Source organism: Pseudoalteromonas sp. NZS127 (assembly GCF_015864805.1).
GTDB classification, from domain to species: Bacteria; Pseudomonadota; Gammaproteobacteria; order Enterobacterales; family Alteromonadaceae; genus Pseudoalteromonas; species Pseudoalteromonas nigrifaciens.
On the sequence record NZ_JADYWN010000011.1, the window covers coordinates 20725 to 38405 of the forward strand.

The window sequence follows — 17681 nt, forward strand, 5'->3', positions numbered from 1 at the left end:
ACACTCGTTTTATCTCAAGCAAGGACAGGTAAGTATGCTCAATATTATTCAATCAAACCGTATGGAAGCACTGCAAGCGCAGTTTCATCAGTTATTAAAAACCAACCCATTAGCAAGCCCATTCGACAAAGAAGTGGTACTGGTGCAGTCTCCGGGTATGTCGCAGTGGTTAAAAATTGGTTTGAGCGAAAACTTAGGTGTAGCGGCGCAGGTGGATTTTCCGCTGCCTTCGAGCTTTATTTGGCAGTTGTATCAGCAACTTTTACCAAATGTACCTAAAGAGTCGGCGTTTAATAAACCCAACCTTGCATGGAAACTGTTTGCTATTTTACCAAGCTGTATTGATGAGCCACTGTATTTACCGCTAAAAACCTATTTAGAGGGCGATATTGACGGCCAAAAAACCTTTGCCTTGTGTGAAAAAATAGCCGACGTGTACGACCAATATTTAATGTACCGCCCGCATTGGATTGCCACATGGGATAGCGGTACAGATGAACTTGATGATGTTGATGTAACCATAGCCCCGTGGCAACCTGATTTATGGCGACGCATTGTACAGTTAAGCCTAGAGCTTGGGCAAAGTCAGTTTCATCGCGCGAATATGCAAGGACAACTGCTGGCAGCGCTTGAGACAATGGACAACAGCTTATTACCACAACGCATTAGTTTATTTGGTATATCGGCCATTGCCAGCTCGCAGCTTGAAGTATTTACAGCGCTGAGTGAAAAAACCGAGGTGTTTTTATTCTTTTTTAATCCCAGTGAGCATTATTGGGGCGATATTATTGATGAAAAAACCGCCGCTAAAATAAGTGCAAAATACGCCAAAATGCCGCTGGTGGAAGCGCAGCAAAAAAAGCAAACTAATCCCGATGAAGAATACTACTTTATAGGCAACCCTCTGTTATCCTCGTGGGGTAAATTAGGTCGCGACTACTTTGAGCAGCTAGTACAGCTAGATGCCCGTTGGGTTGATGGCTTTATTGATGTGTTTGATGACACCTTACTTGGGCAAATACAAAGTGAAATTTATCAGTTGGCGTTTAAAGGTGAGTCACTGACCGATAACAAAGAGTGGTTTATAAACGACGAAGGTAAATTGCCTATAAGTGCAACCGACACCAGCATTACGCTAAGCGATTGCCATACACCGCTTCGAGAAGTTGAGCGTCTGCACGACTACTTACTTAATTTATTTAATCAAAACCCTGCGCTTACTCCCAAAGACATAATAGTAATGATGCCCGATGTAGGCACTTACAGCCCGTACATTGAAGCCGTTTTTGGTGGTGCACAAGGTAGCCGCTTTATTCCTTACGCATTGGCCGATTTAGCCATAGAGCAAGAAAAACCCGTACTTAGCTCGTTTGCGAGTTTAGCTAATTTACCGTTTTCGCGCTTTGGCGTGTCGGATATTCTCGATTTATTACAAGTGACGCAAATAGCCGAAAAATTTGGCCTTGAGGCACACGAGTACGAGCAAATTCAATATTGGCTGGAACGTGTTGGCGTAAAATGGGGCATAAATGCCGAGCATAAAAGCAGCTTTGATTTACCCGCTATCGATTTAAACACCTGGCAACACGGGCTTAACCGTTTATTACTAGGTATTGCCATGCGCGACGAGCAATGCCCGTTTAACGGCATTTATAGCGCCGATGAAGTAGAAGGCATGGCGCTTGATACGCTTAATAAGCTAGTGCACTTTATTGATGTGCTACAAAGCTTTAAAGAGCAATTAACGCCCGACGATACGCTTACCAACAAAGCGCATGTTTTAAGCGAGTTGCTTAGTGCAATTTACGAGAGCGAAAGCGACGACAGCTGGGATTTATTGGTGCTGCAAAACGTGCTCGAAGAGTTACAAAAGCATCATAATAATGGTGATTACAGCAAAGCGGTGTCGCAGCGTATTGTTAGTTACTTAATTAAACAAGGCATTCAAGAAAAAGGCGTAGGGCAGCGCTTTTTAGTGGGGCAAGTTAACTTTTGTACCCTAATGCCAATGCGCGCCGTGCCATTTAAAGTGGTGTGTATGCTGGGTTTGAATGATGCCGACTACCCGCGTAACGTACAGCCGATTGGTTTTGACTTAGTGCCTTATTCTAAAAAACAAAAAGGTGACCGATCACGTAAATTAGATGATCGTTACTTATTTTTAGAAGCGCTACTCAGTGCCCGCGATAACTTATACATGAGTTACATTGGTCGCTCGTGTTTTGACAACCAACCGCGCATGCCATCAACCCTTGTGAGCGAGTTGCTAGAATATATTGGGCGTAGCTTTGCATTAAGCGACGACAGCGAAAAAACACTGCCAGAGTGTTTAATTAGCCAGCAGCATTTACAGCCCTTTAATAGCCATTATTATTTAGCCAATGAGCAAGCAAACACTGTGCTGAGCAACCACAGCTATAATCCAATTTGGCTGCCAAGTGAGTCAATAACCCCACAAGTCGTGAGCGCGCTTAATGCAACACCGCCTGAGCAGTTAGAGCTCGATGTGTTTATTCGCAGTGTTTGCAACGCCCAAGAAAGCTTTTATCAACAAAGTTTAGGATTGCGATTACCGCAATTTAACGAAGTAGTAAAAGACGAAGAGCCCTTTAGCCTAGACGCATTGCGCCGCTATTTTTACCTTGATGAAATACTCGAAGCCAACATTAACGAGCTGCCACTTAGTACAGAACAAATATTGCAACGCGGCGAACTACCACAAGCCAACGTAGGTAGCTTAATATTTGAGAGCATGCAGCACCGAGTAGACGCATTGGCAGGGCAAGTGAAAGAGCAAATTAAAGGGGGCAAAAGCGACCCTATAGAGGTAGCCCTCGAACTAGAAAACACTAAAATAGAAGGCTGGTTAAACCATATTTATTTGCAAAAACAAGTGTTTTATCGCAGCGCTAGTATAAAAGCGAAAGATTTAATTAAAGGCTTTATTTATCACCTAGTAGCGCAAAGTATGGAGCAACAAGTAGAAACGCTAATACTTGGGCTTGATAAACAAGCTACCTTTGCGCCAATAAGTAAAACCGATGCCGATGCATTGTTACTTGATTGGTTTGAGTTATACAAAGCACTGCGCAACGAGCCCGTGGCGTTTTTTCCGGTAAGTGGCTACGAGTACGTAAAAAGCGGCGGCGATATAGCAAAAGCCATGAGTAAATTTAGCCCGCAATACATAGGGCGAGGCGAGGGCGAAAACCCCTATATTCGCTTAACGGTACAATCGCTTAACGATTGCCAAGACGAGTTTATACAGTGGAGCGATAAATTACTCGCCCCGTTATTTGCACACGCTAAGGAGAGTGACCATGCAAGCGCTTAATCCACTTACTATGCCACTAACAGGGCAAAGCTTAATTGAAGCCAGTGCCGGTACGGGTAAAACGTATACAATTACTGGCCTATATTTACGTTACTTATTGGGAATGCAAATAGCCGATGATGCAAACTCGCTATTAAATAAGCCGCTAAGCGTTGAGCAAATACTGGTGGTAACTTTTACCGATGCTGCCACGCAAGAAATTAAAGACCGCGTGCGTAATCGTATCATCACCGCGCGCGATGCACTTCTTGGGCAAGACCCAAAAGATGAGCTTATAGCAGGAGTTATAGCTGCCGTTGATGATAAACACCGCGCCTTTGATTTACTCGATGCAGCGGCTAAATCGATGGACGAAGCGGCTATTTTTACCATTCATGGCTTTTGTCAGCGCATGTTAAAACAACACGCGTTTGAGTCGGGTGTGGCGTTTAACTTAGAGTTTATTTTGGATGAGCGCGACATATTGCTCGAAACCATTAAAGATTTTTGGCGCGCCTTTGTATATCCACTCAATAAAGAAAAAACCGATGCTATTTTAGGCGTGTTTGCCGCGCCAGAAGCTTTATTTGGCAAAGTGTCGAGTATTTTAAATAAAGCGAATGCGCAAATAACCCCGCAAGTAAACTTAGATGATGTATGGCAAGCGCGTGACGAGTACATAATCCGTGTACCTGCATTTAAAAAAGCGGTATTAGAGCAAGAGTTTATAGCTGCGATTAAAGGCTCGGGCTTAAGTGGTTCTAAAACGCCAGGGCGCAAAGGCAGCCTTGCAGCACTTGAAGCCTTTTGTTTAGGCGGCGATTTGTTTTTTGAATTTGGTACTAGCAAGTATTCGTTTGAGGTATGGAGCAGTGAAAACTTAAGCGATATAAGTAACTATAAAAAAAATCAGCCGCTATTTACACATCCGCTATTAACTGAATTTGACCAACTGGCAGCACTTAATAACACCATAAACCAAGGGCTAGCAATTGCTGTAGTGCAGCATGCGGCAAAGTGGGTAAAAGCAGCCGTAATAAAGCGCAAGCAAGAGCAAAGCGTGATCACCCCAGATGATTTACTTAGCAATTTACACAGTGCATTAAATAACGAGCAAGGCAATGTACTGGCGCAAAAAATTGCTCAGTTGTTTCCGGTGGCTATGATAGATGAGTTTCAAGATACCGATCCGATTCAGTATGGTATTTTTAGTAAAATTTACCAGCAAGAGCACACTACACTGGCGATGATTGGCGATCCTAAACAAGCTATTTATGGTTTTAGGGGCGCAGACATTTTTACCTATATTGGTGCCAAGGAAGCGGTGCAAAAACAGCAGCAATTTACGCTAGGCACTAACTTTCGATCTAGCAGCGATGTAGTAAGCAGCGTAAACAGCTTATTTGGTAAGCACGCTAACAGTTTTATTTATAACGATGCCATACCGTTTAATGCAGTAGCAGCTAAAGGTAAAAAAGCTGACGAGTCGTTTTTGATTGACGGACAAGCAGCCACTGCGTTTGAATTTTGTGTATTTAGCGACACCGCCGCAGATGAAAAAAACAAGCCGACAGGCAAAGCCATTGGGCAGCAGCACTTAGCCACCTTTTTTGCCAATAAAATAGTCACTTTACTAACGCAGGCCGAGCAAGGGCGAGCCTGTATTGGTGAACAGCCAGTAAGCGCTGCAGATATTTGTATATTAGTGCGTGACCGTGTTGAGGCGCAAATAATGAAAAAGGCCTTAAGCAACGCTAAAATTGCCAGCGTGTATTTATCGCGCGAGAGTGTGTTTAGCCAAGAGCTTAGCCATCACTTACTTAATTTTTTAACTGCGTTGCATGGCCAGTATGATGAGTCGCTATTACGTGGGGTGTTAGCAGGGCCGTTATTTTGTTTAAGCTATAACGAAATATATGCACTGGCAGATGACGAGGCACAATGGCAAGAGCACTTAAACTTTTTTGCGCAACTTAACCATATTTGGAACAAGCAAGGCGCTATGGCAATGCTTGAGCGCTTAATGAGCCACAATCAACTTAGTGCTAAATGGCAAGGCTTAGGCTACAACGTTGAGCGCTGGCTTACCGACTTTAGGCACCTTGGCGAAATACTACAGCAAAAACAAATTGAGCTTGAGGGCACACTGCGTTTACTGCGCTGGTTTGCACAAAAGGTAAGCCAGCAAGATGGCGAAACAGTGCAAGTACGCCTAGAGAGTGACGCTAATTTAGTTAAAATAGTGACTATGCACGCCTCAAAAGGGCTTGAGTATCCGCTGGTATTTATGCCCTTTGCTAGTGGCTATCGTGAAACAAAAGAAGCGCTGTATCATAATAATGGCACACTAATTTACGATTTAAGTAAAGGGGATGACGCACTGCAAAAAGCAGAGCAAGAGCGCCTTGCCGAAGATTTACGCTTACTGTATGTAGCACTCACTCGCGCGGTACACTTTTGTGCTATTGGCATGTATAACATTGGCCAGGGGCAAAGTAGCCGTTTGGCAATACAAAGCAGCGCCCTGGGGCATGTGTTATTTGCAGGGCTTGAAATTACGAGCAGTCAAATTTGGCGTAACCATTTAGCCGATTTTTGCAGCGAGCATACAGGTATGGATTATCAGCAATTCACCTCAGAGGATTTATTAGCTCAAGGTACTTTAAGCTTTAATAATAACGTTGATGCTCAGCAAACATTGAGTATAAATAATGTAACAGCCAATATTGAGCGTAATTGGCGAGCAACTAGCTTTAGTGCGCTGAGCTTTAAAAAGCATATCGACCACCTAGCGCCTGGGCGCAGTGATGAGGATCATGAAAAAGATGAATTTGCCGTACAAGAAGACGAAGCACCTTCTGCGTATAGCTTTCCTAAAGGGGCAAAACCGGGGAGTTGTTTACACGAAATTTTTGAGCAAATAGATTTTACTAGCCCAATAGAGCACCCAGTTAATAAAGAGCACAATTTAGCAGACGTTATTAAACGCAGCCTAGAGAAGTACCATATTAGTGAACACTGGCAAGATGTTACTCAGCAGTGGATATTAGACGTTCTTGCTTGCCCGCTTAATGGCGATAGCAATGTTAATGCTGATGCCTCAGGTAATAGTACCTCAGGTAATAATATCTCAGGTAACAGCTCTTTAGTTAATAGTAATGGCCTGAGCTTAAGCCAACTAGCGCCAAGCGATTGCCTAGTAGAAATGGAGTTTAACTTACCGCTTAAAAGTTTAAGTGCGCCGCAGCTTAATGAAATTCTTATAAAACATTTTGGTTTTGAGCACAGTAAGCTCGAATTTAGCCACGTAAAAGGGCTGTTAAAAGGTTTTATCGATTTAATATTTTGCCACCAAGGTAAATATTATATTTTAGATTATAAATCTAATTACTTAGGTAGTAACGCTGCTGATTACGAGCACGATATGCTTGAGCAAGCCATGAGTAGCCACCAGTACCATTTACAGTATTTAATTTACACCGTAGCGCTGCATCGTTTGCTAAAACAGCGTATAGCTGATTACTCAGTTGAAACTCATTTAGGCGGCGTGTATTACACCTTTTTACGTGGCATGCCAGCTGGGCAAGGTGTGTACTTTAAAAAGCTTACCACTGAGCAAGTGACTATTTTAGATGGCTTGTTTAGCCAAGGAGCCATGTTATGAGTGAACTAAATAATCAACCGGGCCTTTTTGATCAAGAGTTTGATCAAGAGTTTGATCAAGGGTTAGAGCAGGAGCTTGAGCTAAATGAGCAAAACCCTACTTTAAGCACAGCAGTACCTTTACTTACTTATTTACTTAGCGAAAACCGCATTCGCATTGTGGATGTAAAGTTAGCTGAAATGCTCAGTAAAAGTAACAGCGATAGCGAAAACATGCACAATGAAATGTTTTACCTGGTGCTATTACTGTGTTTATCGCAGCAAAGCCAGCATAGTTGTTTAACCTTAAACGAGGTTGATTGGAGTAACCCTTTTAATTTACGCCGCAGCGACTTTAGTAAAGCACAAGGGAGCGTGCCAGATAAGCTAAGCCCGTTTAGTGAAGGGTTTAATTATGAGCAGGTGCTTAGCTATTTACAAAACCATACAAGCGTTGGAGACAACAAACCACTGCAACTGTTTAATCAACGCCTTTATTTTGCGCGCCTTGCCGGATACGAGCAAACATTAGCGAGCCGTTTACTAACAATGAGCGAGCGTAAACTTAATATAAATAATGAGTTATTAGCTGCGCTACTTAATGAATATTTTACACCCGATGCAAACATTACCACCGATTGGCAAAAAGTAGCCTGTGCTATTGCAGCCACCAAAGGTTTTAGCGTTATTACTGGCGGCCCAGGTACTGGTAAAACGACCACAGTGACTAAGTTGCTCGCCATTTTACAGTCGCTTTACAAAACCGCACCGCTGAGTATTAAGCTGGTGGCACCCACAGGTAAAGCCGCAGCGCGCTTAAGCGGATCAATTTTAGGCGCTAAAGATAAGCTCACTAATATACCCGCTGATATTAAAACGTTAATCCCCGAAAGTGCGCAAACTATTCACCGGTTATTAGGGGTAAAACCCTTTACCAATAAGTTTAGGCACAACAAAGCGAATCCACTGCATTTAGATGTGTTGATTATAGATGAAGCCTCAATGGTCGACTTATCGCTGATGGCAAAACTAATTGAGGCATTACCTGCACATGCACGGTTAATACTCTTAGGTGATAAAGATCAGCTGGCCTCGGTAGACACCGGCAGCGTAATGAGCGACTTATGCCAAGGGTTAGCACTGGGGCAAACACCTGGTTATTCACCTGCACGATGCGATGAGCTAAATAATTTATGCTTTAACGGCGAGGCTAAGTTAATAGCGCAAAGTAATAGCGCGTTTAAACTTGCCGATTGCATTGCATTTTTACAACACAGCTACCGCTTTGATGCACAAAGTGGTATTGGTCAACTTGCGTTAGCGGTAAATACCAATAACACAGGTGTTTTAAATTACGTTGAGCAAGAAAGTGTTGAGGGGCGTTTTAAGGATGTGATTTTAGATTACGACTTTATAGCTAAACCTATCGAAAAATTGGTTAAAAGCGCTGCAAGTAAATACACACATTACCTTAGTTTAATTGCTCAAGGTGCAAGCGTTGCAGAGGTGCATAAAGCCTTTGCAAGTTATCAGTTACTGGCCGCGGTGCGTGAAGGTGATTACGGAGTTAATAGTTTAAATCAGCGTATTGAGCGCGTTTTGCAACAACAAGGACTTATTACCCTAAGCCCGAATCAGCGCCATTATACCGGTATGCCAATAATGGTAAGCCAAAACGATTATCAGCTTAAGTTGTTTAATGGCGACATTGGTATTTTAATGCCCGATGAAAGCGGCCAGCTTAAAGCACTATTTATAGACGAGCAGGGGAATCAACGGGCGTTTTCGGCAGCACGCTTACCTGCGCACGACAAAGTATATGTAATGACTATACATAAATCACAAGGATCAGAGTTTAGCTACACCGCCATGGTATTGCCGCCGCTAAAACAAGCCCGCATGGGGATAAATAGGCAGTTAGTGTATACCGGCATAACGCGTGCTAAAAATACCTTTGAGCTGGTGGCAGATAAAAAAGTATTGTTACTGGCAATGAATAAAAGTGTGTCTAGGGCATCTGGTTTATATGAGCGTTTAAAGCTTGAATGATTAAGCTTTTAGGTGGGGGTAATAAAAAGGGGTTGCCATGGCAAACCCTTTTTATATATAACCTTTAAGTTAGCTCAGATTAATAGTAACCACTTCTGTGCTGGCATCTTCATCTTGTAAGCTATTAATTGGCACTTTTGGAATATCTGGTTTGTCTAGGGCAATATCGCCACCATCAATTACTTCGCCAGTTTGCAAATTAGTAAAATCAAATAACTGGTTATCTGCTAAATGCGACGGTACAACGTTCTGTATAGCGGTAAAAATACTTTCTATACGACCTGGGTGCTCAGCGTCCCACTTAGCTAACATATCTTTTGTGTGTTTACGCTGTAGGTTTTCTTGCGAGCCACATAAGTTACACGGAATAATAGGGTAGCCCTGTACAAACGCATATTGGCTAATATCGCTTTCTTTACAGTATGCAAGTGGGCGAATAACCATATGTTCACCGTTATCGCTCATTAGCTTAGCTGGCATACTTTTAAGTTTGCCGCCGTAAAACATATTTAAAAATAGGGTTTCTATCATGTCATCGCGATGATGGCCAAGCGCAATTTTAGTTGCACCTAACTCTTTAGCAGTACGGTATAAAATACCCCGGCGCAGGCGCGAACAAAGTGAACAAGTCGTTTTACCTTCAGGAATAATATCGGTCACTATGCTGTAGGTGTCTTCTTCTACAATTTTGTATTCAACATTTAGTTTATCTAGATACTGGGGTAAAACGTGCTCAGGAAAGCCAGGTTGCTTTTGATCTAAGTTAACAACAAATAGCTCAAACTTAATCGGTGCTACACGTTTTAAGTGTTGCAGCATGTCGAGCATAGTGTAGCTATCTTTGCCACCAGATAAGCACACCATAATGCGGTCGCCTTCTTCAATCATGTTAAAGTCCATGACGGCTTGACCTGTTTGGCGGCGTAAACGCTTTTGAAGCTTGGTTAAGTTAAATTGAGCTTTAGCTTGATCTGAATGAGACAATTACGCCCCCTTATTAAACAATACGGCAAAGTTATTTGCTAAAAATAAAGGGGCGCATTATATACTTAAAATGCCCGGTAACAAAATTTAATCTTTTGCGAGTGGGCTTATATAACCATCGGGTTTGAGTGCCAATACATCGCAATCTAGGCTATCAATTACATGCTCTGCAGTATTGCCTACTAAGGCCGCGCTTAAACCAGTACGCCCTACAGTGCCAATAACCACCAACTCGCTGTTTAAACGTTTTGCTACATCGGGAATAACGTCCTCAGGCAAACCCTCTTCAATAAAGCACTGCTCAGGGGGTAAATTAAACTCATCAGCCAGTGCATTAGTAGATTGATGATGATGTTTTTTAACCGACTCGTTATAAATGCCAGGGTTAAATTCAGGTATTTCTATGGCAATATTAATTGGTGTAGCAGGATAGGCGTTCACCAAGTTTAGTTGGGCGTTGGCCAGTTCTGCTAAAAATTGTGCGTCTTTAATAATACGTTTATTAAGCGCTAAGTGTTGCTCGTTTTCGCTCACTGCATTAACAGCCGCTAAAATGTTGCCATTTGCAGGCCATGCCATTTGTTTTACAAATAAAACCGGAGATGGACATTTTCGTACTAAATGCCAGTCGGTTGGGGTGAAAATAACGGCTTTAAGTGTACTGTGTTGATGAGTGCCTTTAATAACAAGGTCAAATTTTTGCTCAATAACGGTATTAATAATGGCTTCGTAAGGGCGATTGTGCCAAACAACTTGTGTATCAATATTAACATTTTGATAAGGCGATACTAAATCTTTTAACCAAAGCTCGCGGTCGTTTAACACGGCTTTGCGCATAGCTTCGCGCTCTTCGCCAGAGAGCATTGTAGTCATTTCATAAGAAAAGTCGTAAACCGTCATAAAGGCGGTAATACTCGCACCAGATTTTTTAGCTAAATCAATCGAACGAGCTAAACCGTGCTGGTCGTCTTTGGTGGGGTCAATAACCGCAAGAATGCGTTTAATCGTGTTCATGTGCAAGCTCCATTCACTTTACGGGTGTACCTTGAGTGTAACGTAAATAGAGCACAGTGAAAGGGATAGCACAAATATTATTGTTCTAGATCAAACCATTTAATCGAATGGATTAAATGGTTTGAATATTACAACGTAAGTAGGCTAATTAGCGGGGCTTTACTATTGCAGCTGCTTTGGCCAGTGCATCGTTATCTAAAATAGTAATAAATTTGCCTTCAACTTTTATTAAATCGGCTTTTTGAAAGCGACTCAATAAACGGCTAATTGTTTCAACGGTTAAACCCAAGTAATTGCCTATTTCGCCGCGGGTCATGGTAAAGCGAAATTCTTTACGAGAAAAACCACGCTCACCAAAGCGTTCAGATAAGTTAAAAATAAAGCTGGCTAAGCGTTGCTCGGCAGATTTTTTGTTAAGCAGTAACAGCATTTCTTGGTCATAGGTAATTTCGCTACTCATTAAGCGCATTATTTGTTGGCGTAACTTAGGGAGTCTGCCTGCTAACTCGTCAAGGGTATCAAACGGAATTTCGCATACCATAGATGTTTCTAACGCTTGTGAAAAGCTTTGGTGCATCATTTTACTTATTGCATCAAAACCAACTAAGTCACCGGCTAAATGAAAACCTGTAATTTGCTCATCGCCTTGCTCAGATAAAGTATAAGATTTAAACGAACCCGAACGAACAGCATAAATAGCGTTTAATGGCGCGCCCGACTCAAACAAAAAGTCGCCTTTGTGTAATGGTTTTTTGCGCTCGATTATTTCGTCAAGCTTATCCATTTCTTGACCATTAAGAGAGAAGGGTAGGCATAACTGGCTGATACTGCAGTTATTACAGCTAATAGCACAATTACTTTTAGCACGACCTTGAGAAAAATCCATAAATTCAATCCGTTAAAATTCAAGCCACAATATGATCAATGTTAATGCACAAGCTTATCTGTTGCAATGATCAGTAAATAAATACCATACCAAATTATTACGCTGCCTAATATTATTCGCGTCCAAGGGTGATTAAATAGGGTGCTCAGTTTTTTTGCACTAACGCCTATTGTGATCATCGCGGGAAATGTACCTAGTGCAAAACACAGCATTACTAATGCACCATCAAGCGCATTTGCGCTGGTCATGGCCCAAGTAAGTGCTGAATAAACTAAACCACAGGGTAACCAGCCCCATAAAGCGCCGTATCCAAGTGCTTTAAATGGCGAGTTAATCGGCATTAAATATTTATTAAATTTAACTAGGTGTTGCCAAACTAAGGTTTTACCTACTTTTTCGAGCCATTGTAAGGTAGCTGCTAAGCGCATTATATATACCCCTACCAACAACATAAAAATGCCTGCTATAAAAGACAGTGATAATGCAAAAACAGAGTTTTGCGTGGCAAATTTACTGCTAATGCCTGCCACTAATGCGCCTGCAAGCATGTAACTCAGCGCTCGGCCTATATTATAAGCAAAAGAGTAAATGAGAGTTTGGCGTTTATTACTGGCTAATTGCAATGAGCTGGCTATGCCACCACACATTGCAATGCAATGGCCGCTGCCAATTAGGCCCATAAAAAAAGCACTGACAAAAATAGGGTCAATCATTACTTTTGTTATGCTGCTCTTTGTCATCTTCAAACAAGATACTATGGCCTTGTTTATTTAAATCAGAAAATTGCTCGCCTTTTACTGCCCAAAAAAATACTCCTATAGCTATTAGTACAAATAAAATAGCGATAGGAACTAAAATGTAAATTATGCTCATAACTTTAACAGCCTTAATGAGTTGCATATCACAATAATTGAGCTGGTCGACATACCAATAACAGCCATCCAAGGCGCTACCAGCCCCATTGCAGCTAACGGTAATATTGAGCCATTATACAATAAAGACAAAGTTAAGTTTTGTTTAATAATACGCCTAGTTTTTTTGGCAACTATTAATAGGTGCTCGATTGAGGCTAAATCGCTATTGAGCAAAACCACATCGGCGCTATTTTTTGAAATATCGGCCCCAGTTTCCATGGCGATTGATAAGTGCGCGCTGGCAAATACTGGGCTGTCGTTTACCCCATCACCTACCATGGCAACCACTTCACCTTGTGTTGACCATTGCTCAACCGCTGTTTGTTTGTCTTTAGGGCTACAGCCCGATTGCACGCTGTGTAATTTAAGCTTTTTAGCTATACGTTGCCCCGCATCAGACGCATCGCCAGTAAGCATATGACACGTTAACTTATGTGTGTGTAGAGCGTTAATTAACGTACTCGCATCATCTTTTATTTTATCGACAAAGTAAAAACGGGCAATAGGTTGCTGATTAATATACAAAGTTGCTTGCGCGTTAGTTTTTTTGCTATTAAACCAGCCACTTTTACCAATAGCATAATGAGTGTCGTTGTACTGTGCGCTGATCCCTTTGCCTGGATGTAATTGAATGTCGTTAAGTTTATGCCCTGGTACTTTATATTGGCTAAACGCACGGGCAATTGGGTGCTCTGAATAGCTCTCTAGTTGGGCTGCAATCTCAAGCACTTGATTTTTAGTGTACTCTTCGCTGAGTATATCGACCGCATCTAAGCTAAAGCGTCCTTGGGTTAGCGTGCCGGTTTTATCAAATGCGAATAAAGTGATTTTAGATAGAGTTTCGAGCACATGCGCTTGTTTTATTAAAATACCTTTACGAGTAAGGTTGGCTACCGAACAGGTTAATGCGGTTGGAATAGCTAAACTTAGCGCGCAAGGACACGTAGCCACGAGTACAGAAATAGTGATCCAAAATGCTTGATCAGGGGCAATTTGATACCAGCCAAATGCGGTTACCGATGCAAATATAAGTAACACAGCCACAAACCACTGAGCAACTTTATCTGTAATTTCTACTAGTTTAGGGCGTTTGGTAAGTGCATTGTGTTGTAGACGAATTATTTGATTTAGCAGCGTGCTTTGGCCTATTTTATTGATTTTTATTTCAATAATGCCGTCATGATTGACTGTGCCGGCGTAAACACTGTGATTAATAAACTTATTAACCGGTAGGTGCTCTCCGGTCATCATTGATTCATCAACGCTGGTTTTACCTTTAATTAAAATACCATCGGCAGGAATAGTTTCGCCGGCTTTAATTAGAATAATATCGTTTAATTTAAGCTTTTTAGCGGCAATAATATGTTCTTGCCCATTTGCATCGAGAGTACGGGCGGTTAGTGGCAATAACTTTTGTAAGTTAGCGGTAAATTCACTGGCTTTTAAACGTGCTCTAAATTCTAGGTATTTACCTAATAACAATAAAAAGGTAAACATACATACCGATTCAAAGTACACCTCACCCACTTGCATAAATGTAGCGTAACAACTAGCACCAAATGCACCAAAAATAGCCAGCGAGACAGGTAAATCCATATTGAGTTGTTTTGCTTTTAAGCCATTTATAGCATTAGTTAAAAAGGGCAGTGCGCTATATAAAATAACCGGAGAGGCAAGTACTAAGCTGATCCACCTAAAATACTGCTCAAAATTACTGTCCATACCGGAGAACATGCCAAAGTACATAGCAAATGCAAACATCATTACTTGCATGGTCATTAAACCGGCTACACCTAAGCGGCGAATATAGGCTTTTGCGGTTTGCTGTTTTTGCTGTGCTTCTAAGTCTGACTGAAACGGATAGGCTTTATAGCCAATTTTAGCAAGGCTAGTAATAATTTCGCTCAATGGGGTGGCGGTTTTATCCCATTGCACCATAGCGCGGTTAGTTGAGGTATTAACATCAACACGCTTTACTGTTTTTAAACTGAGTAATTGCTTTTCTATAAGCCATGCACAAGCTGCGCAGGTTATACCTTCTACGCTGAGCAATACTTCTGAGAAGTTGTCATTGGTAGTTATAAATTCGTCTTGAATATCTTCGTTGTCGTAGCTTTTAATAAAGGCGAGTTGCTCTGGTACTAACTGCTCTACTTTACCAGCTTGAACGGTACGATATTTATAATAGTCGGTCATGCCTTGATCAATAATATTTTGCGCAACGGCTTGGCAGCCAATGCAACACATTGGCTGAGATTTATTATCAATTACTACGTGTGCGCTAAACCCGTTAGGTACACTTTCAAGGCAATGAAAGCAATTTATAGACATACTAAATACTACTTATAATTAGGCGTAACTAAAACAGCAAGGGTGGTTGGTAAGGTAATGTTTTCTTTTAGCTTCCAGCTACCATCAATAGGCTCAATAAATACCGAATAAGCACCGTCGGTAAACCCGTCAAGTAATGCGGTAAATTCTTGATTAGCATTAGGCGTTAGCGTGGCTTCAAAGTCATGCGCTTTAATTGTACGATGATAAAACGACAGTTTTAATGCATGTATGTTGCTCGTATCGCCTTTGGTAAATTTAAAACCAACGCGCTCACTGGTAACATTCAGCTCGCCATGTAAGTATAAAGCTTTTGCCTTATCAAACTTAGTAAGCTCTAAGTTAATTGCTTTGCCTTTTTTATAGTAGTCATCTACCACCATATCAGGGCCATTGCCTATGGCGGTAAAGAATAAGCTAATGCAGCCAATAATTGCAGCAGAGGGAAAAAAGATTAAAAACCAAGGCCAAAAATTTTTATACCACGGAGTAGGTTGCATAGTTACTCTAAAATAAAATGAAGATGCGGCTATACTATAATAAATATTTGTAAAAGACTAAAAAAAAGCCTCCGAGTGGAGGCTTTTTTGATCTGGATTAATCTATTGAATTTAAAAGATTAAATATTCGTTAACGGTGTAACTATTTAGCTTGAGATAAGCTGTAAACGTAAGCCGTTAGTAGGTGTATTTTATCTTCACCTAAAATATCTTTCCACGCTGGCATTACACCGGCACGACCATGGTTAAGTGTTTCTTCAACAGCACGTTGAGAACCACCATATAACCAAACGTTGTCGGTTAGGTTAGGTGCACCAAAGGGTAAGTTGTGTGCAACAGAGCCTTTACCGTCAGCACCATGACATGCAGCACACATAGCCCACTTAGCTTCGCCGGCAGCAGCGTCTTTTTGGTTTACAGTACGACCTGAAAGGCTAAGTACATGAGCGGTCATTTCTTTAACGCCTTGCTCACCTAATGCAGCACCCCAAGGTGGCATTGCAGCTATACGTCCGTAAAGTAATGTTTCTTTAATTTTATCGGGTGTGCCGCCATATAACCAATCATTATCAGTTAGGTTAGGAAAGCCAGTACCACCACGTGCGTCAGAACCATGACACTGAGAACAGTTTTGTGCAAAAAGACGTTGGCCAATCTCAATTGCTAGCTGACCTTGTGTTTCGGCATGTTTTTCACCATTTTCAAGTGCAACTTGCTGTGCTGCGTCACCTTCAAACTTAGACTCAACCAATTTTATTACAGGTATTTGTGCCAACTCATTAAAAATAGGGCCAAAACGTGCATCTGCAACGCGGTACTCAGCGTCCAGTTTTACAAAGCGACCTTCTTCTTTAGCAAGTTTTACTGCTTCTTTAGATTCAGCTAAAGAAGTAATACCTTGGTTAGAACTAGTCCACTTACCTAATCCTTCCCAGTTACCTAAACCTGGGTAAGCTGCTAAGTAATAAACAGACCAAATAAATGTTGCAAAGAACATGTAAGTCCACCACTTTGGTAGTGGGTTATTTAGCTCTTCAATTCCATCATATTCATGTCCACAGCTTTCACCTTCAGGTACACCAGTGTAGTTTTTTAAATTCCACACGAGTAAACCAAATAAAATGAACAAACATGATAGGGTTAATACAATAACCCAAATACTCCAAAAGCTAGTCATTTCTCAGACCCCTTTTCCTCGTTAGAGAGCGTATTGTTGTGTTTTATTTCATCTTCGAAAATAACATTAGCAGCGTCTTTAAAACGTGTTTTACTACGCTTGCTATATGCCCAAGCAACAATCACAATAAATAGTACTAAAATTACCAGAGTTAAAATGCCTCTGTATGTCCCATAATCCATAATTAGTTACTTCAAGTGGGTGCCAAGTTGTTGCAAATAAGCGATAAGGGCTTGCATTTCTGTTGCACCTTTACCGTCATTCATTGCATCAACTTTAGCAACATCGGCGATTAATTCTTCATCACTACCGTAACCTAAACCATCGTAACGGTCAGTACGGCTATCGATTCCAAATGTATCACGGAAAATTTTAAGTTTATTCAGAGTCAGGCTTGTATCAAGCGTATTCTCTGCTAACCAAGGAAAGCCTGGCATGTTCGACTCAGGAACCACAGCACGTGGGTCAACTAAGTGAGCATAATGCCAGTCATCAGAATAACGCTTGCCTACACGCGCTAGGTCAGGGCCAGTACGCTTAGATCCCCAAAGGAAAGGGTGATCCCAAACAGATTCACCGGCAACCGAATAGTGGCCATAACGCTCAACTTCGTCACGAAAAGGGCGGATCATTTGTGAGTGACAGTTTGAACAACCCTCACGTACATATAGATCTCTGCCTTCCATTTCAAGTGCCGTTAACGGACGTAGTCCGTCAACTGGCTTAGTTGTATCGTCTTGAAACATTAGCGGAGTAATTTCAACTAATGCACCAAAGCTAATTGCGAAAACGGTCAAGATAGCCATAAGGCCAATGTTTTTTTCGACTATTTCGTGTTTGTTTTGTGAATTTTTATTGCTCATTATCTCAC

The 17681-nt window shown here is 41.5% G+C and carries 13 protein-coding genes; 3 read left to right on the plus strand and 10 right to left on the minus strand.

Annotated features, from left to right (window positions below):
* Positions 1 to 34 precede the first annotated feature (34 nt).
* From recC to recD, 3 genes are read left to right on the plus strand one after another with little or no spacing between them, the layout of a single operon-like run.
* Complete coding sequence (gene recC / locus I6E78_RS11150) at positions 35 to 3334, plus strand: exodeoxyribonuclease V subunit gamma (RefSeq protein WP_197182515.1); 3300 nt, start codon at positions 35 to 37, stop codon at positions 3332 to 3334.
* Complete coding sequence (gene recB, locus I6E78_RS11155) at positions 3321 to 6977, plus strand: exodeoxyribonuclease V subunit beta (protein ID WP_197182516.1); 3657 nt, start codon at positions 3321 to 3323, stop codon at positions 6975 to 6977. Before recC ends, recB begins: the two co-directional genes overlap by 14 nt.
* Positions 6974 to 9004 (plus strand): exodeoxyribonuclease V subunit alpha, encoded by a 2031-nt coding sequence (gene recD / locus I6E78_RS11160; protein ID WP_197182517.1) that lies wholly within the window; start codon positions 6974 to 6976, stop codon positions 9002 to 9004. The genes recB and recD overlap by 4 nt, the downstream gene beginning before the upstream one ends.
* A gap of 69 nt (positions 9005 to 9073) precedes the next feature.
* Here recD and ttcA read toward each other — a convergent pair whose 3' ends face one another.
* From ttcA to ccoO, 10 genes are all read right to left on the minus strand, one after another.
* The gene (gene ttcA, locus I6E78_RS11165; RefSeq protein WP_089368461.1) at positions 9074 to 9988 is read right to left on the minus strand and encodes a tRNA 2-thiocytidine(32) synthetase TtcA; all 915 of its coding nucleotides are present in this window, start codon (positions 9986 to 9988) and stop codon (positions 9074 to 9076) included.
* Between the two features lie 87 nt (positions 9989 to 10075).
* Positions 10076 to 11002: a universal stress protein UspE gene (uspE, locus tag I6E78_RS11170; RefSeq protein WP_011328525.1), complete on the minus strand. Its 927-nt coding sequence runs from the start codon at positions 11000 to 11002 to the stop codon at positions 10076 to 10078.
* A gap of 148 nt (positions 11003 to 11150) precedes the next feature.
* Positions 11151 to 11888, minus strand: a complete 738-nt coding sequence (locus I6E78_RS11175) for an FNR family transcription factor (RefSeq protein ID WP_058373651.1) — start codon at positions 11886 to 11888, stop codon at positions 11151 to 11153.
* Positions 11889 to 11929: 41 nt separating this feature from the next.
* Positions 11930 to 12601 (minus strand): sulfite exporter TauE/SafE family protein, encoded by a 672-nt coding sequence (locus I6E78_RS11180; protein WP_041454477.1) that lies wholly within the window; start codon positions 12599 to 12601, stop codon positions 11930 to 11932.
* A complete protein-coding gene (gene ccoS, locus I6E78_RS11185; RefSeq protein ID WP_008109812.1) occupies positions 12594 to 12761 on the minus strand; it encodes a cbb3-type cytochrome oxidase assembly protein CcoS in 168 nt (55 codons plus the stop codon). Before ccoS ends, I6E78_RS11180 begins: the two co-directional genes overlap by 8 nt.
* Positions 12758 to 15133 (minus strand): heavy metal translocating P-type ATPase, encoded by a 2376-nt coding sequence (locus tag I6E78_RS11190; protein ID WP_197182518.1) that lies wholly within the window; start codon positions 15131 to 15133, stop codon positions 12758 to 12760. The genes ccoS and I6E78_RS11190 overlap by 4 nt, the downstream gene beginning before the upstream one ends.
* A gap of 8 nt (positions 15134 to 15141) precedes the next feature.
* Positions 15142 to 15633 carry a FixH family protein gene (locus tag I6E78_RS11195; protein WP_011328521.1) on the minus strand — a complete coding sequence of 164 codons (492 nt, stop codon included), beginning with the start codon at positions 15631 to 15633 and terminating at the stop codon, positions 15142 to 15144.
* A gap of 142 nt (positions 15634 to 15775) precedes the next feature.
* Positions 15776 to 16810 carry a c-type cytochrome gene (locus tag I6E78_RS11200; protein ID WP_197182519.1) on the minus strand — a complete coding sequence of 345 codons (1035 nt, stop codon included), beginning with the start codon at positions 16808 to 16810 and terminating at the stop codon, positions 15776 to 15778.
* Positions 16807 to 16992 carry a cbb3-type cytochrome oxidase subunit 3 gene (locus I6E78_RS11205; RefSeq protein ID WP_089368456.1) on the minus strand — a complete coding sequence of 62 codons (186 nt, stop codon included), beginning with the start codon at positions 16990 to 16992 and terminating at the stop codon, positions 16807 to 16809. Before I6E78_RS11205 ends, I6E78_RS11200 begins: the two co-directional genes overlap by 4 nt.
* Positions 16993 to 16998: 6 nt before the next feature.
* Positions 16999 to 17673: a cytochrome-c oxidase, cbb3-type subunit II gene (ccoO, locus tag I6E78_RS11210; protein WP_011328518.1), complete on the minus strand. Its 675-nt coding sequence runs from the start codon at positions 17671 to 17673 to the stop codon at positions 16999 to 17001.
* Positions 17674 to 17681 lie beyond the last annotated feature (8 nt).